Origin of the sequence: Wenzhouxiangella sp. XN79A, assembly GCF_012272825.1 — a bacterium.
GTDB lineage: Bacteria > Pseudomonadota > Gammaproteobacteria > Xanthomonadales > Wenzhouxiangellaceae.
The window spans coordinates 110968-129003 of the sequence record NZ_JAAWWS010000157.1; the positions used below are offsets into that span (position 1 = coordinate 110968).

15 protein-coding genes are annotated in these 18036 nt (G+C 69.5%); 6 read left to right on the plus strand and 9 right to left on the minus strand.

Annotated features, from left to right (window positions below):
* Positions 1–361 precede the first annotated feature (361 nt).
* Together HFP89_RS12485 and xseA are read right to left on the minus strand one after the other, a co-directional pair.
* On the minus strand, positions 362–961 hold the full coding sequence (locus tag HFP89_RS12485; RefSeq protein ID WP_168717997.1) for a YigZ family protein: 600 nt from the start codon (positions 959–961) through the stop codon (positions 362–364).
* On the minus strand, positions 958–2313 hold the full coding sequence (gene xseA, locus HFP89_RS12490; RefSeq protein WP_168717998.1) for an exodeoxyribonuclease VII large subunit: 1356 nt from the start codon (positions 2311–2313) through the stop codon (positions 958–960). Before xseA ends, HFP89_RS12485 begins: the two co-directional genes overlap by 4 nt.
* A 113-nt stretch (positions 2314–2426) precedes the next feature.
* Here xseA and HFP89_RS12495 point away from each other — a divergent pair, with 113 nt between their 5' ends.
* Positions 2427–3827 (plus strand): MATE family efflux transporter, encoded by a 1401-nt coding sequence (locus HFP89_RS12495; RefSeq protein ID WP_168717999.1) that lies wholly within the window; start codon positions 2427–2429, stop codon positions 3825–3827.
* Between the two features lie 4 nt (positions 3828–3831).
* Here the strand turns inward: HFP89_RS12495 and HFP89_RS12500 are convergent, their stop codons facing one another.
* Positions 3832–4896: a glycosyltransferase family 1 protein gene (locus HFP89_RS12500; protein WP_168718000.1), complete on the minus strand. Its 1065-nt coding sequence runs from the start codon at positions 4894–4896 to the stop codon at positions 3832–3834.
* A complete protein-coding gene (locus tag HFP89_RS12505; protein WP_168718001.1) occupies positions 4893–5696 on the minus strand; it encodes a UDP-2,3-diacylglucosamine diphosphatase in 804 nt (267 codons plus the stop codon). The genes HFP89_RS12500 and HFP89_RS12505 overlap by 4 nt, the downstream gene beginning before the upstream one ends.
* 297 nt (positions 5697–5993) lie before the next feature.
* On the opposite strand from HFP89_RS12505, the gene HFP89_RS12510 reads away from it, so the two are divergent.
* On the plus strand, positions 5994–7523 hold the full coding sequence (locus HFP89_RS12510) for a bifunctional GNAT family N-acetyltransferase/carbon-nitrogen hydrolase family protein (RefSeq protein WP_168718002.1): 1530 nt from the start codon (positions 5994–5996) through the stop codon (positions 7521–7523).
* A 265-nt stretch (positions 7524–7788) separates the two neighbouring features.
* Here HFP89_RS12510 and HFP89_RS12515 read toward each other — a convergent pair whose 3' ends face one another.
* Both HFP89_RS12515 and HFP89_RS12520 read right to left on the minus strand, forming a co-directional pair.
* Complete coding sequence (locus tag HFP89_RS12515; RefSeq protein WP_168718003.1) at positions 7789–8559, minus strand: DUF2189 domain-containing protein; 771 nt, start codon at positions 8557–8559, stop codon at positions 7789–7791.
* 43 nt (positions 8560–8602) lie between these two features.
* Positions 8603–9361, minus strand: a complete 759-nt coding sequence (locus HFP89_RS12520) for an enoyl-CoA hydratase/isomerase family protein (protein WP_168718004.1) — start codon at positions 9359–9361, stop codon at positions 8603–8605.
* Between the two features lie 66 nt (positions 9362–9427).
* On the opposite strand from HFP89_RS12520, the gene HFP89_RS12525 reads away from it, so the two are divergent.
* Positions 9428–9856, plus strand: coding sequence for a hypothetical protein (locus HFP89_RS12525; protein WP_168717893.1), 429 nt, complete (start codon positions 9428–9430; stop codon positions 9854–9856).
* 105 nt (positions 9857–9961) lie between these two features.
* On the opposite strand, the gene HFP89_RS12530 is transcribed toward HFP89_RS12525, so the two are convergent.
* From HFP89_RS12530 to HFP89_RS12540, 3 genes are all read right to left on the minus strand, one after another.
* Positions 9962–11467 carry an aminotransferase class III-fold pyridoxal phosphate-dependent enzyme gene (locus HFP89_RS12530; protein ID WP_168718005.1) on the minus strand — a complete coding sequence of 502 codons (1506 nt, stop codon included), beginning with the start codon at positions 11465–11467 and terminating at the stop codon, positions 9962–9964.
* Positions 11468–11606: 139 nt separating this feature from the next.
* On the minus strand, positions 11607–12308 hold the full coding sequence (locus tag HFP89_RS12535) for a Bax inhibitor-1/YccA family protein (protein WP_168718006.1): 702 nt from the start codon (positions 12306–12308) through the stop codon (positions 11607–11609).
* Between the two features lie 159 nt (positions 12309–12467).
* A complete protein-coding gene (locus HFP89_RS12540) occupies positions 12468–14717 on the minus strand; it encodes a penicillin acylase family protein (protein ID WP_168718007.1) in 2250 nt (749 codons plus the stop codon).
* A gap of 116 nt (positions 14718–14833) precedes the next feature.
* Here HFP89_RS12540 and yeiP point away from each other — a divergent pair, with 116 nt between their 5' ends.
* The 3 genes from yeiP to HFP89_RS12555 all read left to right on the plus strand — a co-directional run bounded on the left by yeiP (position 14834) and on the right by HFP89_RS12555 (position 18015).
* Positions 14834–15400, plus strand: a complete 567-nt coding sequence (gene yeiP, locus HFP89_RS12545; RefSeq protein ID WP_168718008.1) for an elongation factor P-like protein YeiP — start codon at positions 14834–14836, stop codon at positions 15398–15400.
* A gap of 606 nt (positions 15401–16006) precedes the next feature.
* The gene (locus HFP89_RS12550) at positions 16007–17155 is read left to right on the plus strand and encodes a bifunctional chorismate mutase/prephenate dehydrogenase (protein ID WP_168718009.1); all 1149 of its coding nucleotides are present in this window, start codon (positions 16007–16009) and stop codon (positions 17153–17155) included.
* Positions 17152–18015 (plus strand): ion transporter, encoded by an 864-nt coding sequence (locus HFP89_RS12555; protein WP_346775246.1) that lies wholly within the window; start codon positions 17152–17154, stop codon positions 18013–18015. Before HFP89_RS12550 ends, HFP89_RS12555 begins: the two co-directional genes overlap by 4 nt.
* The last annotated feature ends 21 nt before the right edge of the window (positions 18016–18036 follow it).

Below are 18036 nucleotides of genomic sequence, written 5' to 3' on the forward strand. Positions count from 1 at the left end.
CTTTTAAAAAGCCCTTTTGGGTACTTTTGTGGCGTTTGACAAAAGTACCTCGCCAGAAAGCGGACGAAGTCCGCGTGGCGAAACGCTTGTAGCCCCGGGAAGCAATCACCCCAGGACGAGCAGAACACCAGAAGCAGAACACCCGCCCACCGAAGGGCCGTTCACCGAACCGAGCCGGAACCGACCATCCGGCTTCGCCAAGCGTTCAGAAAGCCCTGTACCCGGCAAGCGCTTCCCACTCCACGGCACGAAGCGATTTTTCGCGCCACGACCCTCACCCGAGGGCGAAGCCCTCGTGGCCGACCGCGTGTGGCCCAGGGAAGCCACCACCCCATCCACCGTTGGCGTCCGTTCGAACGAGCTACACGGACGCTTCCCGGCACAGCCCCTGTCCCCGAGTGATTTCCCGCACCCCGCGCAGCAGCGCCGAGGCGTTTTCGGCCGGCAGGCGGACGTGGAGGCGGACGCCGTTCGGTGTCCAGCGTTCGTCGAGTTTTTCGCCGTCCAGTTCGTCGACCTGGCGGTGCAGGGCGTCGGCGGCTTCGAAGCCGCCCTCGATGATGCGCTCGACCATCGTGACGATGGCCGCGGTCGGAGCGTCCTGCAGGACGGTCATTGCGGTGCCCCCGTAGGCGCGCGCCAGGCCGCCGGTGCCGAGTTTGGTGCCGCCGAAGAAGCGGCTGACGACGACGATCGAGCGGTCCAGTTCGAAGTGCTCCAGTGCGGCCAGGATCGGCCGGCCGGCGGTGCCGCCGGGCTCGCCGGCGTCGTCGAAGCGGACCCGGTCGTCCAGCTTCCACGCGAATGCGACGTGCCGGCAGCCTTCGGCCCCGTGGTCCTCGACGAAGCGGGCCGCGTCCTCGGCCGATTCGATCGGGCCGCAGACGCCGATGAAGCGGCTCTTGCGGATCAGTTGCTCGGTGGTCGCGATGCCGGCCAGACGCTTTCTGCCGCCGGTCATTCGGCGTCGCTCACTTCGCGCACTTCAGCGTCGACGGCGAAGTCGCGGATGCGGGCCCGGAATCGGGTCCCGGGAGCGAAGTCGTCGCGCTGCGACAGGACGTGATCGTGCTCGTCGAGCAGCACCGCGTAGCCGCGGTCGAGCACGGCCAGCGGGCTGACCGCGTTGAGCGCGCGTGCATCGGCGCCCAGCCGGGCTTCGGCGCGTTCGAGGCGGCGCCCGACCGCCTCGACCAGGCGGCGTCGCAGTTCGGCGACGCGACGCTGCTGCTCGCGCAGTCTCGGTGCCGGATGGCGGGCCTGGAGGCGAAGCTCGAGCCCTTCGAGTCGGCGCTGGGCGCGCTCCGGGCCGCGCGCGGCGGCGCGCCGCAGACGGCGCTGCAGCGCGGCCAGCTGCTCGCCGTGACCCTCGAGCGCGCGCCGAGGGTGGCGCCGACCGAGCCGCCGGTCGAGTGCGTCCAGGCGTTGCCAGTCCTGCTGCAGACAGCGCTGGGCGGCGCGCCGAAGCCGCTCGGACAGCCCGGCGATCCGGCGCACCAGGGCCGGGCCGTCGGGCGTGACCGCTTCGGCCGCTGCGGTCGGCGTGGCGGCCCGCTGGTCGGCAACGAAATCGGCGATGGTGAAATCGGTCTCGTGGCCGACGCCGGAGACGATCGGCGTCGAGGCCCCGGCGATCGCCCGCGCCAGTCCCTCGTCGTTGAACGCCCACAGGTCCTCCAGCGAACCGCCGCCACGGGCCAGCAGGATGACATCGTGGCCGCCGCGATCGGCTGCTTGCAGCGCGCGGATCAACCGGGCCGGCGCGGCTTCGCCCTGGACCGGGCTGGCATGGACGCGAACCGCCGCGGCCGGCCAGCGCCGCTGCAGCGTGGTCAGGATGTCGCGCAGGGCCGCGCCGGTCGGCGAGGTGACCACCGCGATGCGGTCCGGATACTCCGGCAGCGGGCGCTTGCGCGCGGGGTCGAACAGCCCTTGGGCTTCGAGCTTCTTCTTCAGCGCTTCGAAGGCCTGCTGCAGTTCGCCGGCGCCGGCCGGCAGCATCGCATCGGCGATCAGCTGGCAGTCGCCGCGGGCCTCGTACAGGCTGATCCGACCGCGCACCAGGACCTGGTCGCCGTTGGCCGGCCGGGTCGCGACGTTGCCGCGGCTGCCGCGGAACAGTGCGCAACGCACCTGGGCGCGGGCGTCCTTGAGGGTGAAGTAGAGGTGACCCGAGGCCGGTTGGGACAGGTTGGAAATCTCGCCCGACAGCCAGACGCGCGGAAAGCCGGCCTCGAGGTGGGTGCGTACCTCGCGGGCGAGTTCGATCGGCGAGTAGACCGGGGTGTCCGGGCCGGGCGGGGCGATGGCCATGCATCGATTATACGGACGACCCCGCTCGCGCGGTCTGCACGGACTGCGTGGACACTGGAGGCCTTCTCGCAGGTCGACCGGGCCGAAGCCCGGCTCGGCAGAGGCGTGTTCGCATGAACAATCCGGCCCAGGGCGACGACGACGCCGACCGGAGCGACGGTCGGCGCCGATCCGATCGCGATCTGACCGAAGGCGCGGTCGGCGGCAAGCTGCTCGGCCTGGCCGGGCCGATGATGTTCGGCATCGCGGCGGTCCTGTCGGTGCAGCTGGTCGATACCTACTTCGTCGGTCGGCTCGGGACCGATCCGCTGGCTGCGCTGTCGTTCGCGTTTCCGATCGCGTTGACCCTGACCAGCCTGGCGATCGGGCTTTCGGCCGGGACCGCGTCGGTGGTCGCGCGGGGAATCGGTCGTCGCCGCTGGAACTCGGTGCGCCGCCGGTCCACCGACGCACTGATGCTCGGGGCCGGTCTGGCCACGGTGCTGGCCGCGATCGGGCTGCTGGCTGCCGAGCCGCTGCTGATGCTGCTCGGCGCGCGTGAACCCGTGCTGGGCCTGGCCGTGGCCTACATGCGGATCTGGTTCGTATCGCTTCCGTTCGTGGTCGTGACCATGCTGAGCAACGCGATGGTCCGGGCCAGCGGCGATTCCGTCCGGCCCAGCGCGATCATGGTCGGCGATGCCGCGGCGAACGTCGCGCTGACCCCGCTGCTGGTGTTCGGCGCCGGCCCGCTACCGGCGCTGGGCATCGAGGGCGCGGCGCTGGGTACGTTGCTTGCGCGCTTCGGCGCCTCGGGCTTCGCGCTCTGGCTGGTCGTCCGCGGCGAGGGCCTGGTCCGGCTGCGTCTGCCCGACCGGCGGGCGTTCGTCGGTTCGGCCAGGCGGATTCTCGCCATCGGCGTTCCGGCCGCGCTCGGCAATGCATCGAACCCGGCCGGCATGGCGGTTGCCACGGCCCTGATCGCGGTGCTGGGGTCGCAGACCGTGGCCGGCTTCGGCGTGGCGACCCGGCTCGAGGCCTTCGCCATTCTGCCGATGCTGGCGCTGTCCTCGGCGATCGGCCCGATGACCGGCCAGAACCTCGGCGCCAATCGGATCGACCGCGCCCGGCGTGCGCTGGTCGTTGCGTTCCTGCTGTGTGCCGGCTGGTCGGTCCTGCTGGCCGGCGTGTTCGCGGTGTTCGGAAAGGCCCTGGCCGGGATCTTTGCCTCCGAGCCCGCGGTGGCCGAGGAGGCGGCCCGCTACCTGCACATCGTTCCGATCAGCCTGTGGGGGTACGGCGTGGCGATCGTCGCGGCCGGTGGCTTCAACGGTCTTGGTCGGCCGCTGACCGCGCTGGGGTATTCGCTGACCCGCATCCTGGTCTTCTACGTGCCGCTGGTCTGGATCGCCTCGCGGATCGACGGCTCGGGTACGGTCTACCTGGCCGTGGCGATCGCCAACGCGCTGGCCGGACTGGCGATCGCGGTGCATTCCCTGCGCTGGCTCCGCCGCGCCGAGCGCGCGACTCGTTGAGTCCTCACTGCGCGGGATCGGCCAGCGCGGTGGCATCGCGCGCCGGGTCGACGCGCTCGGCGCGCGGCGGACAGGCCGCGGCCAGCAATTCGACGAAGCACAGCGTGCCCTGCCGCCACGAGTAGCCCGCCGCGTTCTCGATGCAGTCCTCCGGCGCCACGGCCAGGGCCCGGAACACCGCCTCGGCCAGGTCGTCGTCCAGCGCGCCGTTGGCGCCGTCGGTGACCAGGTCCAGTGGTCCGGGCACCGGGTAGGCCGCGACCGGCACCCCGCAGGCCTGGGCTTCGAGGATGACCAGTCCGAAGGTGTCGGTGCGGCTCGGGAACACGAACACGTCGGCCGCCGACAGCGTCTCGGCCAGCGCTTCGCCGTGGCGGTAGCCGAGGAAGTGGACGTCGGGAAAGCGTCGCTGCAGCGTATCCAGCGCCGGACCGCCGCCGACCACGACCCGCGAGCCCGGCAGGTCGAGTTCGAGGAAGGCCTCGATGTTCTTTTCCGGCGCGACCCGGCCCATGTACATCGCGATCGGTCGCGGCAGGTCCAGCGCGTCCTTGCCTCGCGGCCGGAACAGCGCGGTGTCGACCGCGCCGGGCCAGACCGCGAGGTGCTCGAAGCCGCGTTCGCGCAGCACCCGGGCGTGGCTTTCGGAGCGAACCAGGGTGCGGCGCGCCGCCCCGTGGAAGCGGCGGAGCAGGGCGTAGCTCCAGGCCAGCGGAACCGGTGCGCGCATCCGCAGGTACTCGGGGAACCGGGTGTGGCAGGAGGTCGTGAATTCCAGCCCGCGCTTCAGGCACTCGCGCCGCGCGGCCCAGCCCAGCGGGCCTTCGGTGGCGATGTGGATGGCGTCGAACGGGCCGTCCCGGTCGAGGCAGCGGCGGGCGGCGCGGCGGGCGCCGATCGTCAGCCGGATCTCGGGATAACCGGGACAGGGCAGCGTGCGCTGGCCTTCCGGCGACAGGACCACGACGTCGTGACCGAGCTCGATCAGCGTCTCGCGGGTCTGGCTCAGCGTCCGCGCCACGCCGTTGACCTGGGGCGCCCAGGCATCGGAGACCAGCAGCAGCTTCATGCCGCTTCGCTCCGGGCCAGTTCGTGCTCCACCGGCGCTTCGGCCGCGCCGGGCCGCAGCAGCTGCAGGCGGCCGTCGCGGTGCTCGACCAGCGCGGTGCAGTTCTCGACCCAATCGCCGCAGTTCATGTAGATGGTCTCTCCCTCGGCGCGCAGGGCCGGGCGGTGGATATGGCCGCAGACCAGGCCATCGACCCCGTGCCGACGGGCCTCGCGGACCGCGGCGTTCTCGAAGCGCTCGATGTAGGCCTGGGCCCGACCGATCCGCGACTTGATCGCGCCGGCCAGCGACCAGTGCTCGCGTCCCATCGCATCGCGGACCCGGTCCAGCAGACGGCTGAACCCCATCAGCCCGTCGTAGGCGGCTGCGCCGAACGCCGCGGCCAGCCTCGAGTGCAGCACGGCGGCATCGAACTGGTCGCCGTGCATGACCAGCAGCGTCCTGCCGTCGACGGTCTCGTGGATGATCCGCTCGTGGATCTCGACGTTGCCGAGCTTGAGCTCGACGTAGTCCCGTACGACGTCGTCGTGGTTGCCCGGTACGTAGACCACCCGGGTGTCGTGCTTGGCCTTGCCCAGAATCGAACGGACCACGTCGTTGTGGGCCTGTGGCCAGTGGCGGCGCTTCTTCAGCGACCAGAAATCGATGATGTCGCCGACCAGGTACAGGGTGTCGCAGCGCATCACGCGGATGAACTCGAGCAGGGCCTCGGCGCGTGCCCCCGGGTAACCCAGGTGGACATCGGACAGCCACAGCGTGCGGACGTGGGTCGGAATGCGGAGTCGGTCGGACGGAAGCATCGAGGTTCTCCGGTCGGTGTTCGTCATCGTGATGACGCACGCTTGCAGTCCGATGACGCGCGGTTGACGATCGGGTGACAATCCATGGTCAGCCACCATCCTCCTCCGAGCCGTTCGGGCACGGCGAATCCGGGTGGTCGATCGGGCTGCCGGTGCTGCGGGTATCCGCTCTGGTTCCGGCGCTGGCGCTGGCCGGGTCGCCGACCGTTCGTGGGCCGGGTCAGGACGCACGCGAGGCGTGCCGGGTGTACCCTGCACGGCAGTCCCGACCCGCGGCGTATCGCCGCCCTCTCTCGCATGAGCACGGAATCCGATCAGCACCGACTGAAGCTTCGCCAGACCCGGCCCGACGACTACGCCGACATCGCCGAGATCATGGACCGGGTCTATCCCGGCAAGCTCGACGGGGCCTGGACGCGCGAGCAGTTCGACTCGCAGATGCACCGCTTTCCGGAAGGGCAGCTGTGCATCGAGGACAACGGCAAGGTGGTGGCTGCGGCGATTTCGCTTAGGGTCAAGTACAGCCGCTGGGGTCACAACCACAAGTACTGGGACATCACCGGCAACGGCTATCTGACCACCCATGATCCGAAGGGCGACGTGCTGTACGGCGTCGACGTGTTCGTTCACCCGCACTACCGGGCGCTCCGGCTCGGCCGGCGACTGTACGACGCGCGCAAGGCGCTGTGCGAGCAGCTGAACCTGCGCGGCATCGTGGTCGGCGGACGGATTCCCGGTTATCGGGCGCACCGCGAGGAGATGACGCCGCAGCAATACGTGGCCCGGGTGCGGGCGCGCGAGCTGGTCGATCCGATCCTGACCTTCCAGCTGGCCAACGACTTCCAGGTGCGCAAGATCATCCGGGGCTACCTGCCCGACGACCAGGAGTCCGACGGCTACGCCGTGCTGCTGGAGTGGGTCAACATCTATCACACCGAAGACAGCGACATCATCGGCGGCCGTCCGTCCGACGTGCGGGTCGGCGCGGTCCAGTGGCAGATGCGACCGACCCGGTCGCTGGAGGATCTCTACGGGCAGATCGAGTACTTCGTCGACGCCGTGTCCGGCTACCAGGCCGATGTCGTGCTGTTCCCGGAGTTCTTCAACGGGCCGATGATGGCGCCCTGGAACGACCAGGGACCGGCCGAGGCGGTGCGTCAGCTGGCCGGCTACACCGACGCCATCCGCGAGCAGATGCTGAAGTTCGCGGTCTCCTACAACATCAACATCGTGGCCGGTTCGATGCCCGAGTACGACGGCGAGCAGCTGCGCAACGTCTGCTACCTGCTCCGCCGTGACGGCACCTGGGACCGCCAGTACAAGATCCACGTCACGCCCGACGAGGTCAGCTACTGGGGGTTGAAAGGCGGCGACAAGGTCAAGGTGTTCGACACCGACTTCGGCAAGATCGGCATCCTGGTCTGCTATGACGTGGAGTTCCCCGAGCTGCCGCGGCTGCTGGCCGAGCAGGGCCTGCACATCCTGTTCGTGCCGTACTGGACCGACACCAAGAACGCCTACCTGCGGGTGCGCCGCTGCGCCCAGGCCCGCGCGATCGAAAACGAGTGCTACGTGGTGATCTCCGGTTCGGTCGGCAACCTGCCGAAGGTCGAGAACATGGACATGCAGTACTCCCAGGCGGCAGTGTTCACGCCCTCGGACTTCGCGTTTCCGCACGACGCGATCGCCGCCGAGGCCACCGCCAACACCGAGACCATGCTGATTGCCGACCTCGACCTCGACAACCTGCGCGAGATCCGCTCGCAGGGTTCGGTGCGCAACCTGCGGGATCGAAGGCTGGATCTCTACGAGTTGAAGTGGAAGTGACCTGAATCCGCTCGCGGCTTCGGGTCATCCCGCAGTGTTCTTCCTTTCAGGCTCGTCCCGGGGCGCCGCAGGCGAACCCGGGACTCCCCCGAGAAGGTGCTGTCGTCGAACAGCGCGCCGCTCCGTGGGACGACGAACGCTCGGATTGCCGGGCGAGACGATTCGTCACGAGGTCCCGGGTTCCTGCTTCGCCGGCCCCGGGATGTTGGTGCTTCTGTCCAGCGTCGGTGGGCGAGTCGGCGAATGCCGGGGTCGAGTTTCCGGCTCAGGGCGACGGCGGCCAGGCCGAGGCGTCGATCGTGCTGCGGTACGCGTGGTGGGTGGCGTAGCCCAGCAGCGGGATGGTGACGATCAGGCCGAGGCCGGCGGTGGCGAAGCCGAGACCGGTCAGGCCGACGATGCAGGCCACCCAGACCGCCATGGCCGGCTTGTTGCGCAGCACCGCATTCATGCTGGTCACGCTGGCGGTGACCATGTCGGCGTCGCGGTCGACGATCATCGGCAGCGAGAAGGCCGAGATCGCGAACACCACGGCGGCGAAGATCGAGCCGACCGCCGAGCCGATCGCCAGGAAGGTCAGCAGGCCCTCCAGGCTTTCCTCGACACCGACCGGGAAGAATACGTGCAGCATGAAGGCCGCGCGGACCCAGACCAGGAAGATCACGGTCAGCGCCAGCGCGAAGATCAGCGCATCGCGGACCACGATCTTCATCCGCCGGGCGGAGCGAGAGAACGACGGCCGCTCGCCGCGCTCGAGCTGGCGGCTGACCGAATACATGCCGGTGGCCATCAGCGGTGCGATGAAGACGAAGCCCGACAGCATCGCCATGACCAGGCCGTAGCGACCGGCCTTCCACGACAGGACGGTGACGACCAGGCTCAGGGTGAACACCAGCAGGCCGTAGACCAGGCTGACCCGAAGGCTCGCGCGGTAGTCGCGCCAGCCGGCCCGGACCCACTCGAACGCGGCGGTGAGCTCGAGCGCTCGGCACGGAGCAGCGAACGGACGTTGGTCGGCAGGCAGGCTGTCGCTCATGGCTCGAGTGTAGCCAGCCCCGGCCGGATCGCGCAATCGACGATCAGCGGCGGGCCTTCAGCTGTTCGACGACCTTGTTCAGCGTGGCCTGCGTGGCCTCGCTGAACCAGCCTTCGACGAAGCCCTCGATGTCCAGCGCCATCGGGTCGTCGAACAAGGCGCACAGGTCGGTCCGGCACAGCGCGCGTGTGGCCTGCATCGAGTGACGCGGCAGGGCGAGGTGGAAGCGGCACCAGGCCAGGGCCCGCTCGACGACCTTGTCGGTCGGCACGCGCTCGTCGACCAGGCCGATCGCATCGGCCTCGGCGGCGGAAATCATCTGTCCGGCCACCAGGTGCCGTTCGGCCGGATAGGGCCCGATCAGTCGGGCCAGCGCGCGCTGGATCACCGGCGGCACCACCAGTCCGACCTCGACTTCGTTGAGGCCCAGCTTGTAGGCGCCCTCGGCCTGGACCCGGTAGTCGGTGAACAGGGCCAGCACGGTGCCGCCGGCCGGGCTGTGGCCGGTGATGGCCGAGACGACCGGAATCGACGAGCGCGCCAGCGCCTCGAGCAGGCCGAACAGGTCGCCCCAGAACGCGCGCATGCCGTCGGCGTCGAGGGTGAGCAGTTCGGGCAGGTCCAGGCCGGCCGAAAACAGGCCCTCGCGGCCCGACAGCACCAGCGCTTCGGTGCCGTCGTCCTGGGCCGAGCGCACGGCCTCGAGCAGGGTCTCGACCAGCTCCGGGTTCAACGCGTTGACCGGCGGGCGGGCCAGGCGGAGTTCGCGAATGCCGCCGTCGTGCGCGTGGAGTTCGAGCATCGGTTCAGTCCTGATTCAGCGGGAGCGGCCTAGAGTGTACCCGTCCCCAAAGGCCCGGAGGCCGACATGAAACGCATGCATCGGGTTCTTTCCTTGACGGCCGCGGCCCTGCTCGGGGTCTCGGCGCTGGCCTCGGCGGGTGGTCCCGGCTACGGCCCTTCGGGCCACTACGGCGATCGCTACGGGTATGGTCCGGGCTACGGCCACCGCGGTCATGGCCCACACCACGGATATCGTTACGAACGTCGTCACGGGTCGTACCCTGGCCACCGGCCTGCGCACGGCACCGGCTACCGACACGGCTACCGACATGGGTATCGCCACGGTGCTCGGTACGGTCATCCGCCGCGCTACCGACACGGGCCGCCACCGCGGTATCGCGGTCACTACGGCCATTCGGGCCATGGTCCGGTGGTGGTGATCCGGCCACCGGTCCCTCATGTCCCGTACATCCCGTACTGGAACGGCGGCGTGTCGTTGCACTTCAGGTTCTGAACCGCCGGCTTCCGACGCGGTTCGCCGGCGAGGACCGCGGAACGAAGAACGCCCCGGTTCCGGCCGGGGCGTTTTTCGTGTTCGGTGGCGTGGCCGCACGCCCGGTCAGGCTGCCTGGTCGACCTGTTTGACCGGCCCCTTCAGCAGTGCGTCGCGCGTGGCCTCCACGATCAGGTCGACTTCTTCGGAAGTGATGCCGAAGGTCGGCGTGAAGCGCAGCGAGTTCTCTCCGCCGTGGATCACGTTGATGCCGTGCATCCGCAGGTATTCCTCGGTCGAATTGCTGCCGTAGGCCTTGTATCGACTGCCGTCCAGCTCGACGGAAAACAGCAGGCCGGTGCCCTGGACCCGGGTGATCCGGCCGTCGAGTTCGGTCTTCAGCCGCTCGAACTTCTCGACGAACTCGCGTCCCCGCTCGACGATGTTGCGGCGAAGCTCGGGCGTGATCATCGACAGCACCGTGGTGCCGACGTCCAGCGCGCGCGGGTTCGCGGTCATGGTGTTGCCGTAGACCCCTTTCCGGTAGATGGCCGCCGCCCTGGGCGTCATGCCCAGCACCGACATCGGGTACTGGCCGGCGTTGAGCGCCTTCGACCAGGTCTCCAGGTCCGGTGCAGCCAGATCCTGGAAACCGGGGTAGTCGACGATCGACAGCACACCCTGGGCGCGCAGGCCGGCCTGGATCGAGTCGACCAGCAGCAGCGTGCCGTGCTGCTCGGTCAGCTCGCGGGCCAGCGCGTAGAACTCGGGATCGAGCGCCGCGCCCGGGTTGCCTTCGCCCATCACCGGCTCCATGAAGGCGGCCTCGAAGAACACGTTGTCGCGCTCGGCCTGGGCGAAGATCCGGCGCAGGTCCTCGCAATCGTTCGGCCGCACGGTGACCAGGCCCTCGTCGCCTCGGAACGAGGCCAGGTGGGCCTGGTAGGTCTTGCGGGTCGAATCGGAATAGCGCGCCGGTTTGTCGGTGCGGCCGTGGAAACCGCCGGTCAGCGACAGGCGCTTGATGGTCGCGCCCTCGCGCGCGCCGCCCGGGTCGGTCATCGCCTTGGCGTTGATATCGGCGATTCGGCCGGCCACGGTCACCGACTCGGAGCCGGAGTTCATGCACAGGAAGCGCTCGAACGGGCAGCCGTCGTCGCGGCTGTGGCCGAGCTCGGCGCGCAGCACTTCGACGAACTTCAGGTGGCTGAAACTGGGGGTCATGACGTTGGCCATGACGTGCGGCTGGTTCATGGCCGCCAGCACCTGTTCCGGCGCGTGACCGAAGCCGAGCATGCCGTAGCCACCGGAGTCGTGCAGCACCGCGCCCTTGGTGGTCACGATCCACGGCCCCTTGGCGGCCAGGGCGACGTAGGGGTTCACGGCGTCGTCGGCGTAGAAGTTGACGTAGCCGGACTGCAGCTGCCGCTGCTGCTCGACGTCGTCGGCAGCCCACAGTTCGGGGTAGGCGGATTTCCAGCACTCAGCAACGCTCAGCGCCTGGTCGACGGCCTGGTGCAGGCGGGAATCGCGGGCCGCGAAGCGTTCGATGATCGGGTCGCTGAGCCCGTGGGTGCGGACCTCGCCGCCGCTGGCGCGCAGTTCGCCCAGTTTCTCGAGAATGGTCGACATGTCTACCTCCGGAAAAGCAAGCCGCCGGCGCAGGGCACCGGCGGAGCCGTCGATTCGTTGATCAATCCGGCATTTTACCAGCCCCCGGGGCGGGGGCCAAATGCCGGACCGGGCAGCGATGCGCCCGGCCCGCGTCCGGTCAGTCCTCGCCGAAGGCGAAGCCGAACAGGTGGAGCAGGCTGGTGAACAGGTTGTAGATCGACACGAACAGCGTCACCGTGGCCATGATGTAGTTGCGCTCGCCGCCGCGCACGATCTGCTGGGTCTGGAACAGGATCAGGCCGCACATCAGCACGGCGAAGATCGCCGAGACGGCCAGGGACAGTGCCGGCAGCTGGAAGAAGTACGCGCCCAGGCCGGCCAGGAACGCCACCAGGATGCCGGCGAACAGGAACGAGCCCATGAAGCTGAAGTCCTTTTTCGTGGTCACGGCGAACGCCGACAGCGCGACGAAGGCGACCGCGGTGGCGGTGAAGGCCGAGATCACCAGTTCGCTGCCGTTGCTGAAGACCGAGATGTAGCTGCTGATGATCGGGCCGAGGGTCAGGCCCATGAAGCCGGTCAGGGCGAACACCGAGACCAGGCCCCACGCGGAGTTGCGCAGCGCCATGGTCAGGAACAGCAGGCCGAAGTAGCCGACCAGCGTGATCAGGATGCCCGGATGGCTCCAGCCCTGGCTCATCGACAGCGCCGCGGTGCCGGCCGAGAACAGCAGGGTCATGGCCAGCAGGTTCCAGGTATTGCGCAGCACGCGACGCGCGTCGTCATCGATGTCGGTGGACGAAGCGGTGCCGGTGTAGGTCGCGGCATGGACGCGCGCTTGATGCCTTGGGTCGTTCATGGTCGAAACACTCCTCGAGGTTCGATTCGGTTGCGGATACGTCGGGGCAGGCTACCACCGCGACGCGACGGTGCGGTGACTGCCGACTCGCACCATTGGACCACGCCCGGCGCGCCGGATTCAGTCGGGCCCGATCGACGGAACGATCGGGCCGACCGATCAATCGGGCAGCAGCCGGAGGGTGGACGCGGTGGCCGCATCGACCGCCGCGCTCGACCACGGTACGGTCCACGGCGTGCCGGACTGCCAGTCGGCCAGGAAGTCGTCGAAATGCGGTGACAGCGGGTGGCCGGACTGGCCCAGCGCCAGATTCAGCGTGAAGCCGTCGACGTCGGCCCAGTCCATGACGAAACGCATCGACGCCCCGGCCGCGGCGCGCAGTTGTTCGGTGTGCGGGTCCCAGCGGTGGTAGGTCACGTTCAGCGCGCCGGGCCCGCCGCCGATCGGCAGCGGGCCGCGCGCCAGGTCCAGCCAGCGGTCGAGCAGCCCGGCCCGGGCCAGCGGATGGGCGATGGTCAGGGTCTGGATCGCGCCCAGCGGCCGGCGCGGGCCGCGCAGCGCGTCGTCCAGGGCCCGTGCGGCCGCAACGTCGCGCTCGACGACGCTCACCGGCGCCGCGTCCGGCGCGGCCAGCCAGTCGTCCAGCAGGGTCCGGCCGTGGTGCGGATCGACCGGGCCTTCGGCGAACAGTCGGTCGGGCAGGTATTGCCACCACAGCGCGAACAGCCCGGCGGTCATCGAGTCGGCCGCCATCGTGCCGTCCCAGCCGTGCAGTTCGGCGGCCAGCGGCGTGCGGCCGGTGCGCTCGGCGACCCCGGCCAGCCAGTCCTTCCACAGCAAGGCTCGCTCGGACACGATGTCGAGCTGCATCGCATGCATCGTCGCGCGGTCGAGGATCTGGTTGCCGCTCAGCCAGTCGGCCGCGCGGCGCATGCGCAGGTGCTTGTAGAAGCCCGGCATCGGCCAGGCGACGTCGACCGCGGCGTGGTTGTTGGCGTTGGCCAGCCAGCCCTGCGGCGGGTTGAGCGCGTAGGGACGCGCGTCCGGTGGCAGGAAACCGGCCCAGTGGTTCCGCGGATCGGCGCCGTCCAGAGTGACGTAGAACCGATCGTGGGTGCGCATCGGCACCGGCGTGGACTGCACGTAGCCGATGTTGCCGGCGCGATCGGAATAGCTCCAGTTGACCGACAACGCCCCCATGTTGCTGGCCGCGGCGCGGAAGTCGGCGAAGGTCCGCGCCCGGTTCAGCGCCAGCCCGTTCTCGACCAGGTCGCCGATCGGCAGTTCGAAGCCTGCCCAGCGCATCACCGTCACCGTCTCGTCGTTCTCGTCGACGATCACGCCGTGCTCGGTGGTCCGAATGGTTTCGCGCACCGTGGCCTCGGCGTTGCCGATGACGATGTCGACGCTGTGCTCCTGGATCGTGACCGGGCCGTCGGGGCCGCGCAGCAGCGTCTTGCCGCCGTCGAGCCGCTCGAACCTGTAGAACTCGAACAGGTCGACCGGTGCGACGGTGAACGCGAACGCGACCTCGCCGTTGTGGCCCATCGCGACGAACGGCAGGCCCGGGACGGTGACGCCGACGACGTCCAGCGTTTCCTGGCTGTGCAGGCCGGCGGCGTACCAGAGCCCGGGGGCCATGGTGGTGTCCAGGTGAGGGTCGGAGGCGTGCAGCGCCCGGCCGCTGGCCGAGCGCTCGGGCGCCACGACCCAGGTGTTCGAGGCCTCGGTCATGCGCTGGCCGGGCACGCTCGGCACGCCCCAGTCCGGCAGCGTTTCGAGCCACTCGGCCATGTCGGGCGCGCCGGTCCGGCCGGCCGCCCGCCAGGCCTCGGCCAGTCGCTGGACCAGCGTGGTCGGATACCAGGTCTGGTAGTAGGCCAGCGTCAGCACGTCGGCGACCGTCCACGGCCGTGGCGTACCGCCGAGCAGGACCAGCCCCGGCGGCAGGTCGCCGCGCTCGAGACGGCGGTTGATGCCGTCGACGTAGGCCTGCAGCAGCCGCCCGGTCCCGGGCGAAAGCTCGGGCGGCTCCAGCTCCACCCGCCGGGCGAAGCCGAAGCGGTGGTGCAGCCGGTCGCTGTCCAGCGCCCCGGCGCCGACCTTTTCGGCCAGTTCGCCGCGCGCCACCGCGCGCATCAGTTCCATCTGGAAGCCGCGTTCGGCCGCATGCAGCCAGCCCAGCGCGCGCAGCGCATCGGCGTCGGTCCGGGCGCGGATGCGCGGAATGCCGCGCGCGTCGAACTCGATCTCGACCGGCGCGTCCAGCCCGGTCAGCGTGGCCCGCCCGTCGGTGTCCAGCACCGTGCCGGCGAAGTACCAACGGCCGCCGAACCACGCGGCGACGATCATCAGGACCAGGGTCAGGCTGCTGGTGATCAGCAGCCGCTTGAGTGGAAATCGTCGCATCGGTCGGCCGTTCGGATCGAGGATTGCGCTCGATTATGCACATCGCACATGCAGGATTCGGCGTCCGGAAATGAACGATAATCGCGGCCTTTGCCGATCCTGCAGGAGATGCACCCATGCCCAAGGCCAACGAGATCAAGCGCGGCAACGTCATCGAGCACGACGGTCGCGTCTGGGCCGTTCGCGATGTCTCGCGTTCGGCGCCGACCGCGCGCGGCGGCGGCACGCTGTACCGCTTCAAGCTCGAGTCCATCCCCGGCGGCGATCGCCAGGAACTGACGCTCAAGGGCGACGACGTGGCGAAGGAGGCCGACCTGGTCCGCCGCCAGTCGAGCTTCTCCTACCGCGACGGCGAGGAGTTCGTGTTCATGGACGACGAGGATTTCACCCAGTACCTGCTCGATGCCGAGGCCGTCGGTGACGCGGCCGGCTACATCCGCGACGGCCTCGGCGGCATCTACGTGATGCTGATCGACGGCCAGCCGGCCGCGCTTCAGCTGCCGCAATCGGTGGAACTGACCGTGGCCGACACCGCGCCGGTCATGAAGGGCGCGACGGCGACCCGCTCGGCCAAGCCGGCGACCACCGAGACCGGGCTGGAAGTGATGGTGCCGGACTACATCACGCCGGGGGAGAGCATCAAGGTGAATACGGAGACCGGCGAGTTCATGGGCCGCGCGTGATGATCGGCGGAGAGCTACTGCGCAACGCGCCGCGGGCGTCCGGCGGTGCTCGCGATCCTCATGCACCCGAACGTGCACTGCGGTCGCTCCGCTCCGGCGGCCACTCGCGTCGCGCTGCTCGCTACGCTCTCCGCCGATCATCATCCGTCGATCTGGCGCCGGAGAGGCGGTGTTCGGGATCCTCACGTACCTGGAACGTACGCTGCGGTTCCTGCGCTCCGGCGGCCACCGTCCATCGAGCGCTCGCGACGGCGCTCCCCGAAAATTGCCTTCGATCGGATTCGATGCGAACGCCCGGGAGTGCTCGCGATCCTCATGCAGCTGCACGTGCACTGCGGTCCCTCCGCTCCGGTGGCCACCCGCGGCGCGCGGCCCGCGACGCTCTCCACCGATCATCACCGTTCGATCTTGCGCTGGAGACGCCGTGCTCGGAATCTTCACGTCCCTGCGGTGTACGCTGCGGTTCCTGCGCGGAGCCTGTCCCGGACTTCGATCCGGGCGCGGCCATCCGCAGCGCGCCGGGTCGATGCTCTTCGATCATCCGGTGCTTGCCCGGGCGGACGATTCGACATTGGTTTTCTCCGGGATCGTTCCCATTGAGCTGCGATGACTGACGCGAAGGAACCGGAACTCGACAGGCTGCGCGCCGAGCTGGATCGGATCGATCGGGCCTTGATCGAGCGGGCGGCCGAGCGGCAGCGGGTGGTCTCGGAGATCGGGCGGATCAAGAAGTCCGCCGGTCGGGCGCTGCGCGATTTCCGGCGCGAGCGGCAGGTGCTCGACGGCGTGCGCGCACGCGCCGTCGAGGTCGGGCTGGACCCCGACCTTGCCGAGACGCTGCTGACGGCGCTGATCGAGGCCTCGTTGACCCGCCAGGAGGCCGAACGGGTGGCCGGTTCGGGACGGGGCAGCGGGCGATCCGCGGTGGTGGTCGGCGGCCTGGGCCGGATGGGCGACTGGATGACCCGGTTCCTGGCCGAGCAGGGCTGGCGCGTGATCGTGGCCGACCCGGCCGTCGAAACGCCGGGCGACGATGCCGTGCGCGTTCTCGAGGACGCGCCGGCGTCGGCCGAGTTGATCGTGCTGGCCGCGCCGATCCAGGCCTCGGCCGATCGACTGGACGAGCTGATCGAGCGCGGCAGCGATGCGCTGGTCCTCGACCTGGCCTCGGTCAAGGGGCCGCTGATCGAGCCGCTGAAGCGCGCCGCCGGCGCCGGTCTGCAGGTGGCATCGATCCACCCGATGTTCGGTCCGGACACCCGCCTGCTGGCCGGACGCCACGTGCTGTTCATGGACTGCGGCCGCCGCGATGCCGTCGACGCGGCCAGGGCGCTGTTCGCCGACACCATGGCCGAATGCGTCGACGTGCCGCTGGACGCCCACGACGGCCTGATGGCCTGGGTGCTCGGCCTCTCGCACGCCATCAACCTGGTGTTTGCCGATGCCGTGGCCGGCTCCGGGCGGTCGCCGGACGAACTGGCCGAGGTCGCTTCGACCACCTTCGGTCGGCAGCTGGCGATCGCCCGTGACGTGACCCGCGAGAACCCGGCGCTGTACTTCGAGATCCAGCGCCTGAACCCGGCCCAGGCCGACGTGCTCGAGGCGCTGCGCGCTGCCGTCGAGCAGTTGATCGCGGCCGTCGACCGGGGCGATGCCGAGGCCTTCGCCGAGCGTATGATCGCGGCCGGCGACTGGGTCGAAGGCCACCGACGAGCGCGTCGTCGCCGCACCCATCCCGAGGACATGCAATCGTGAACGCCGACAGCGAAGCCCCTGGACCGTCCCCCTTCGCGCGCCTGCGCTGGCGGGCTCGCCTCGGCCGCTGGATCGAATCGCGCGGGCCGCGCAACGTCATCATCGGCCTGATCATCTTCAACGCGGTGATCCTCGGCCTGGAGACCAGCGACGCGGTCATGGCCCGTTTCGGGACGCTGCTGCTTGCGCTCAACAGCGGCATCCTCGCGATCTTCGTCGTCGAGATCGCGATCAAGCTGGTCGCGTTCGGTCCGCGCTTCTTCCGTTCGGGCTGGAACGTGTTCGATTTCCTGGTCGTCGGCATCTCGCTGGTGCCGGCCACCGGCCCGCTGGACATCCTGCGCGCACTGCGGATTCTGCGGGTGCTGCGCCTGCTCAGCCAGGTGCCGCGACTGAAGATGATCATCGAGTCGCTGATGCGCGCGCTGCCCGGCATGGGCTGGACGGCGGCGCTGCTGCTGCTGGTGTTCTACATCTTCGCGGTGATGGGCACGATGCTGTTCGGCGAGCGGTTCCCGGAGTACTGGGGCACCCTGGGCCGCAGCTTCTTCGCGCTGTTCCAGATCATGACGCTGGAATCCTGGTCGTCGGGCATCGCCCGGCCGATGCTCGAGGAGATTCCGCTGGTCTGGCTGTACTTCGTGCCGTTCATCCTGATTTCGAGCTTCATGGTGTTGAACCTGTTCATCGCGATCATCGTCACGGCAACCAACTCGATCCACGACGACGAGGAAGCGCAGGCGCGCCGCGAACTGCTCGATGAACTGCGCCGGATCCGCGAACGGCTGGAGCTGCTGGAGGGTGGCCCACGGACTCCCGCCGACCAACGTCAGCAGGAACTGGGCAAGGACGGGTCGTGAGCCCGAACCGGGCGCCGGGCG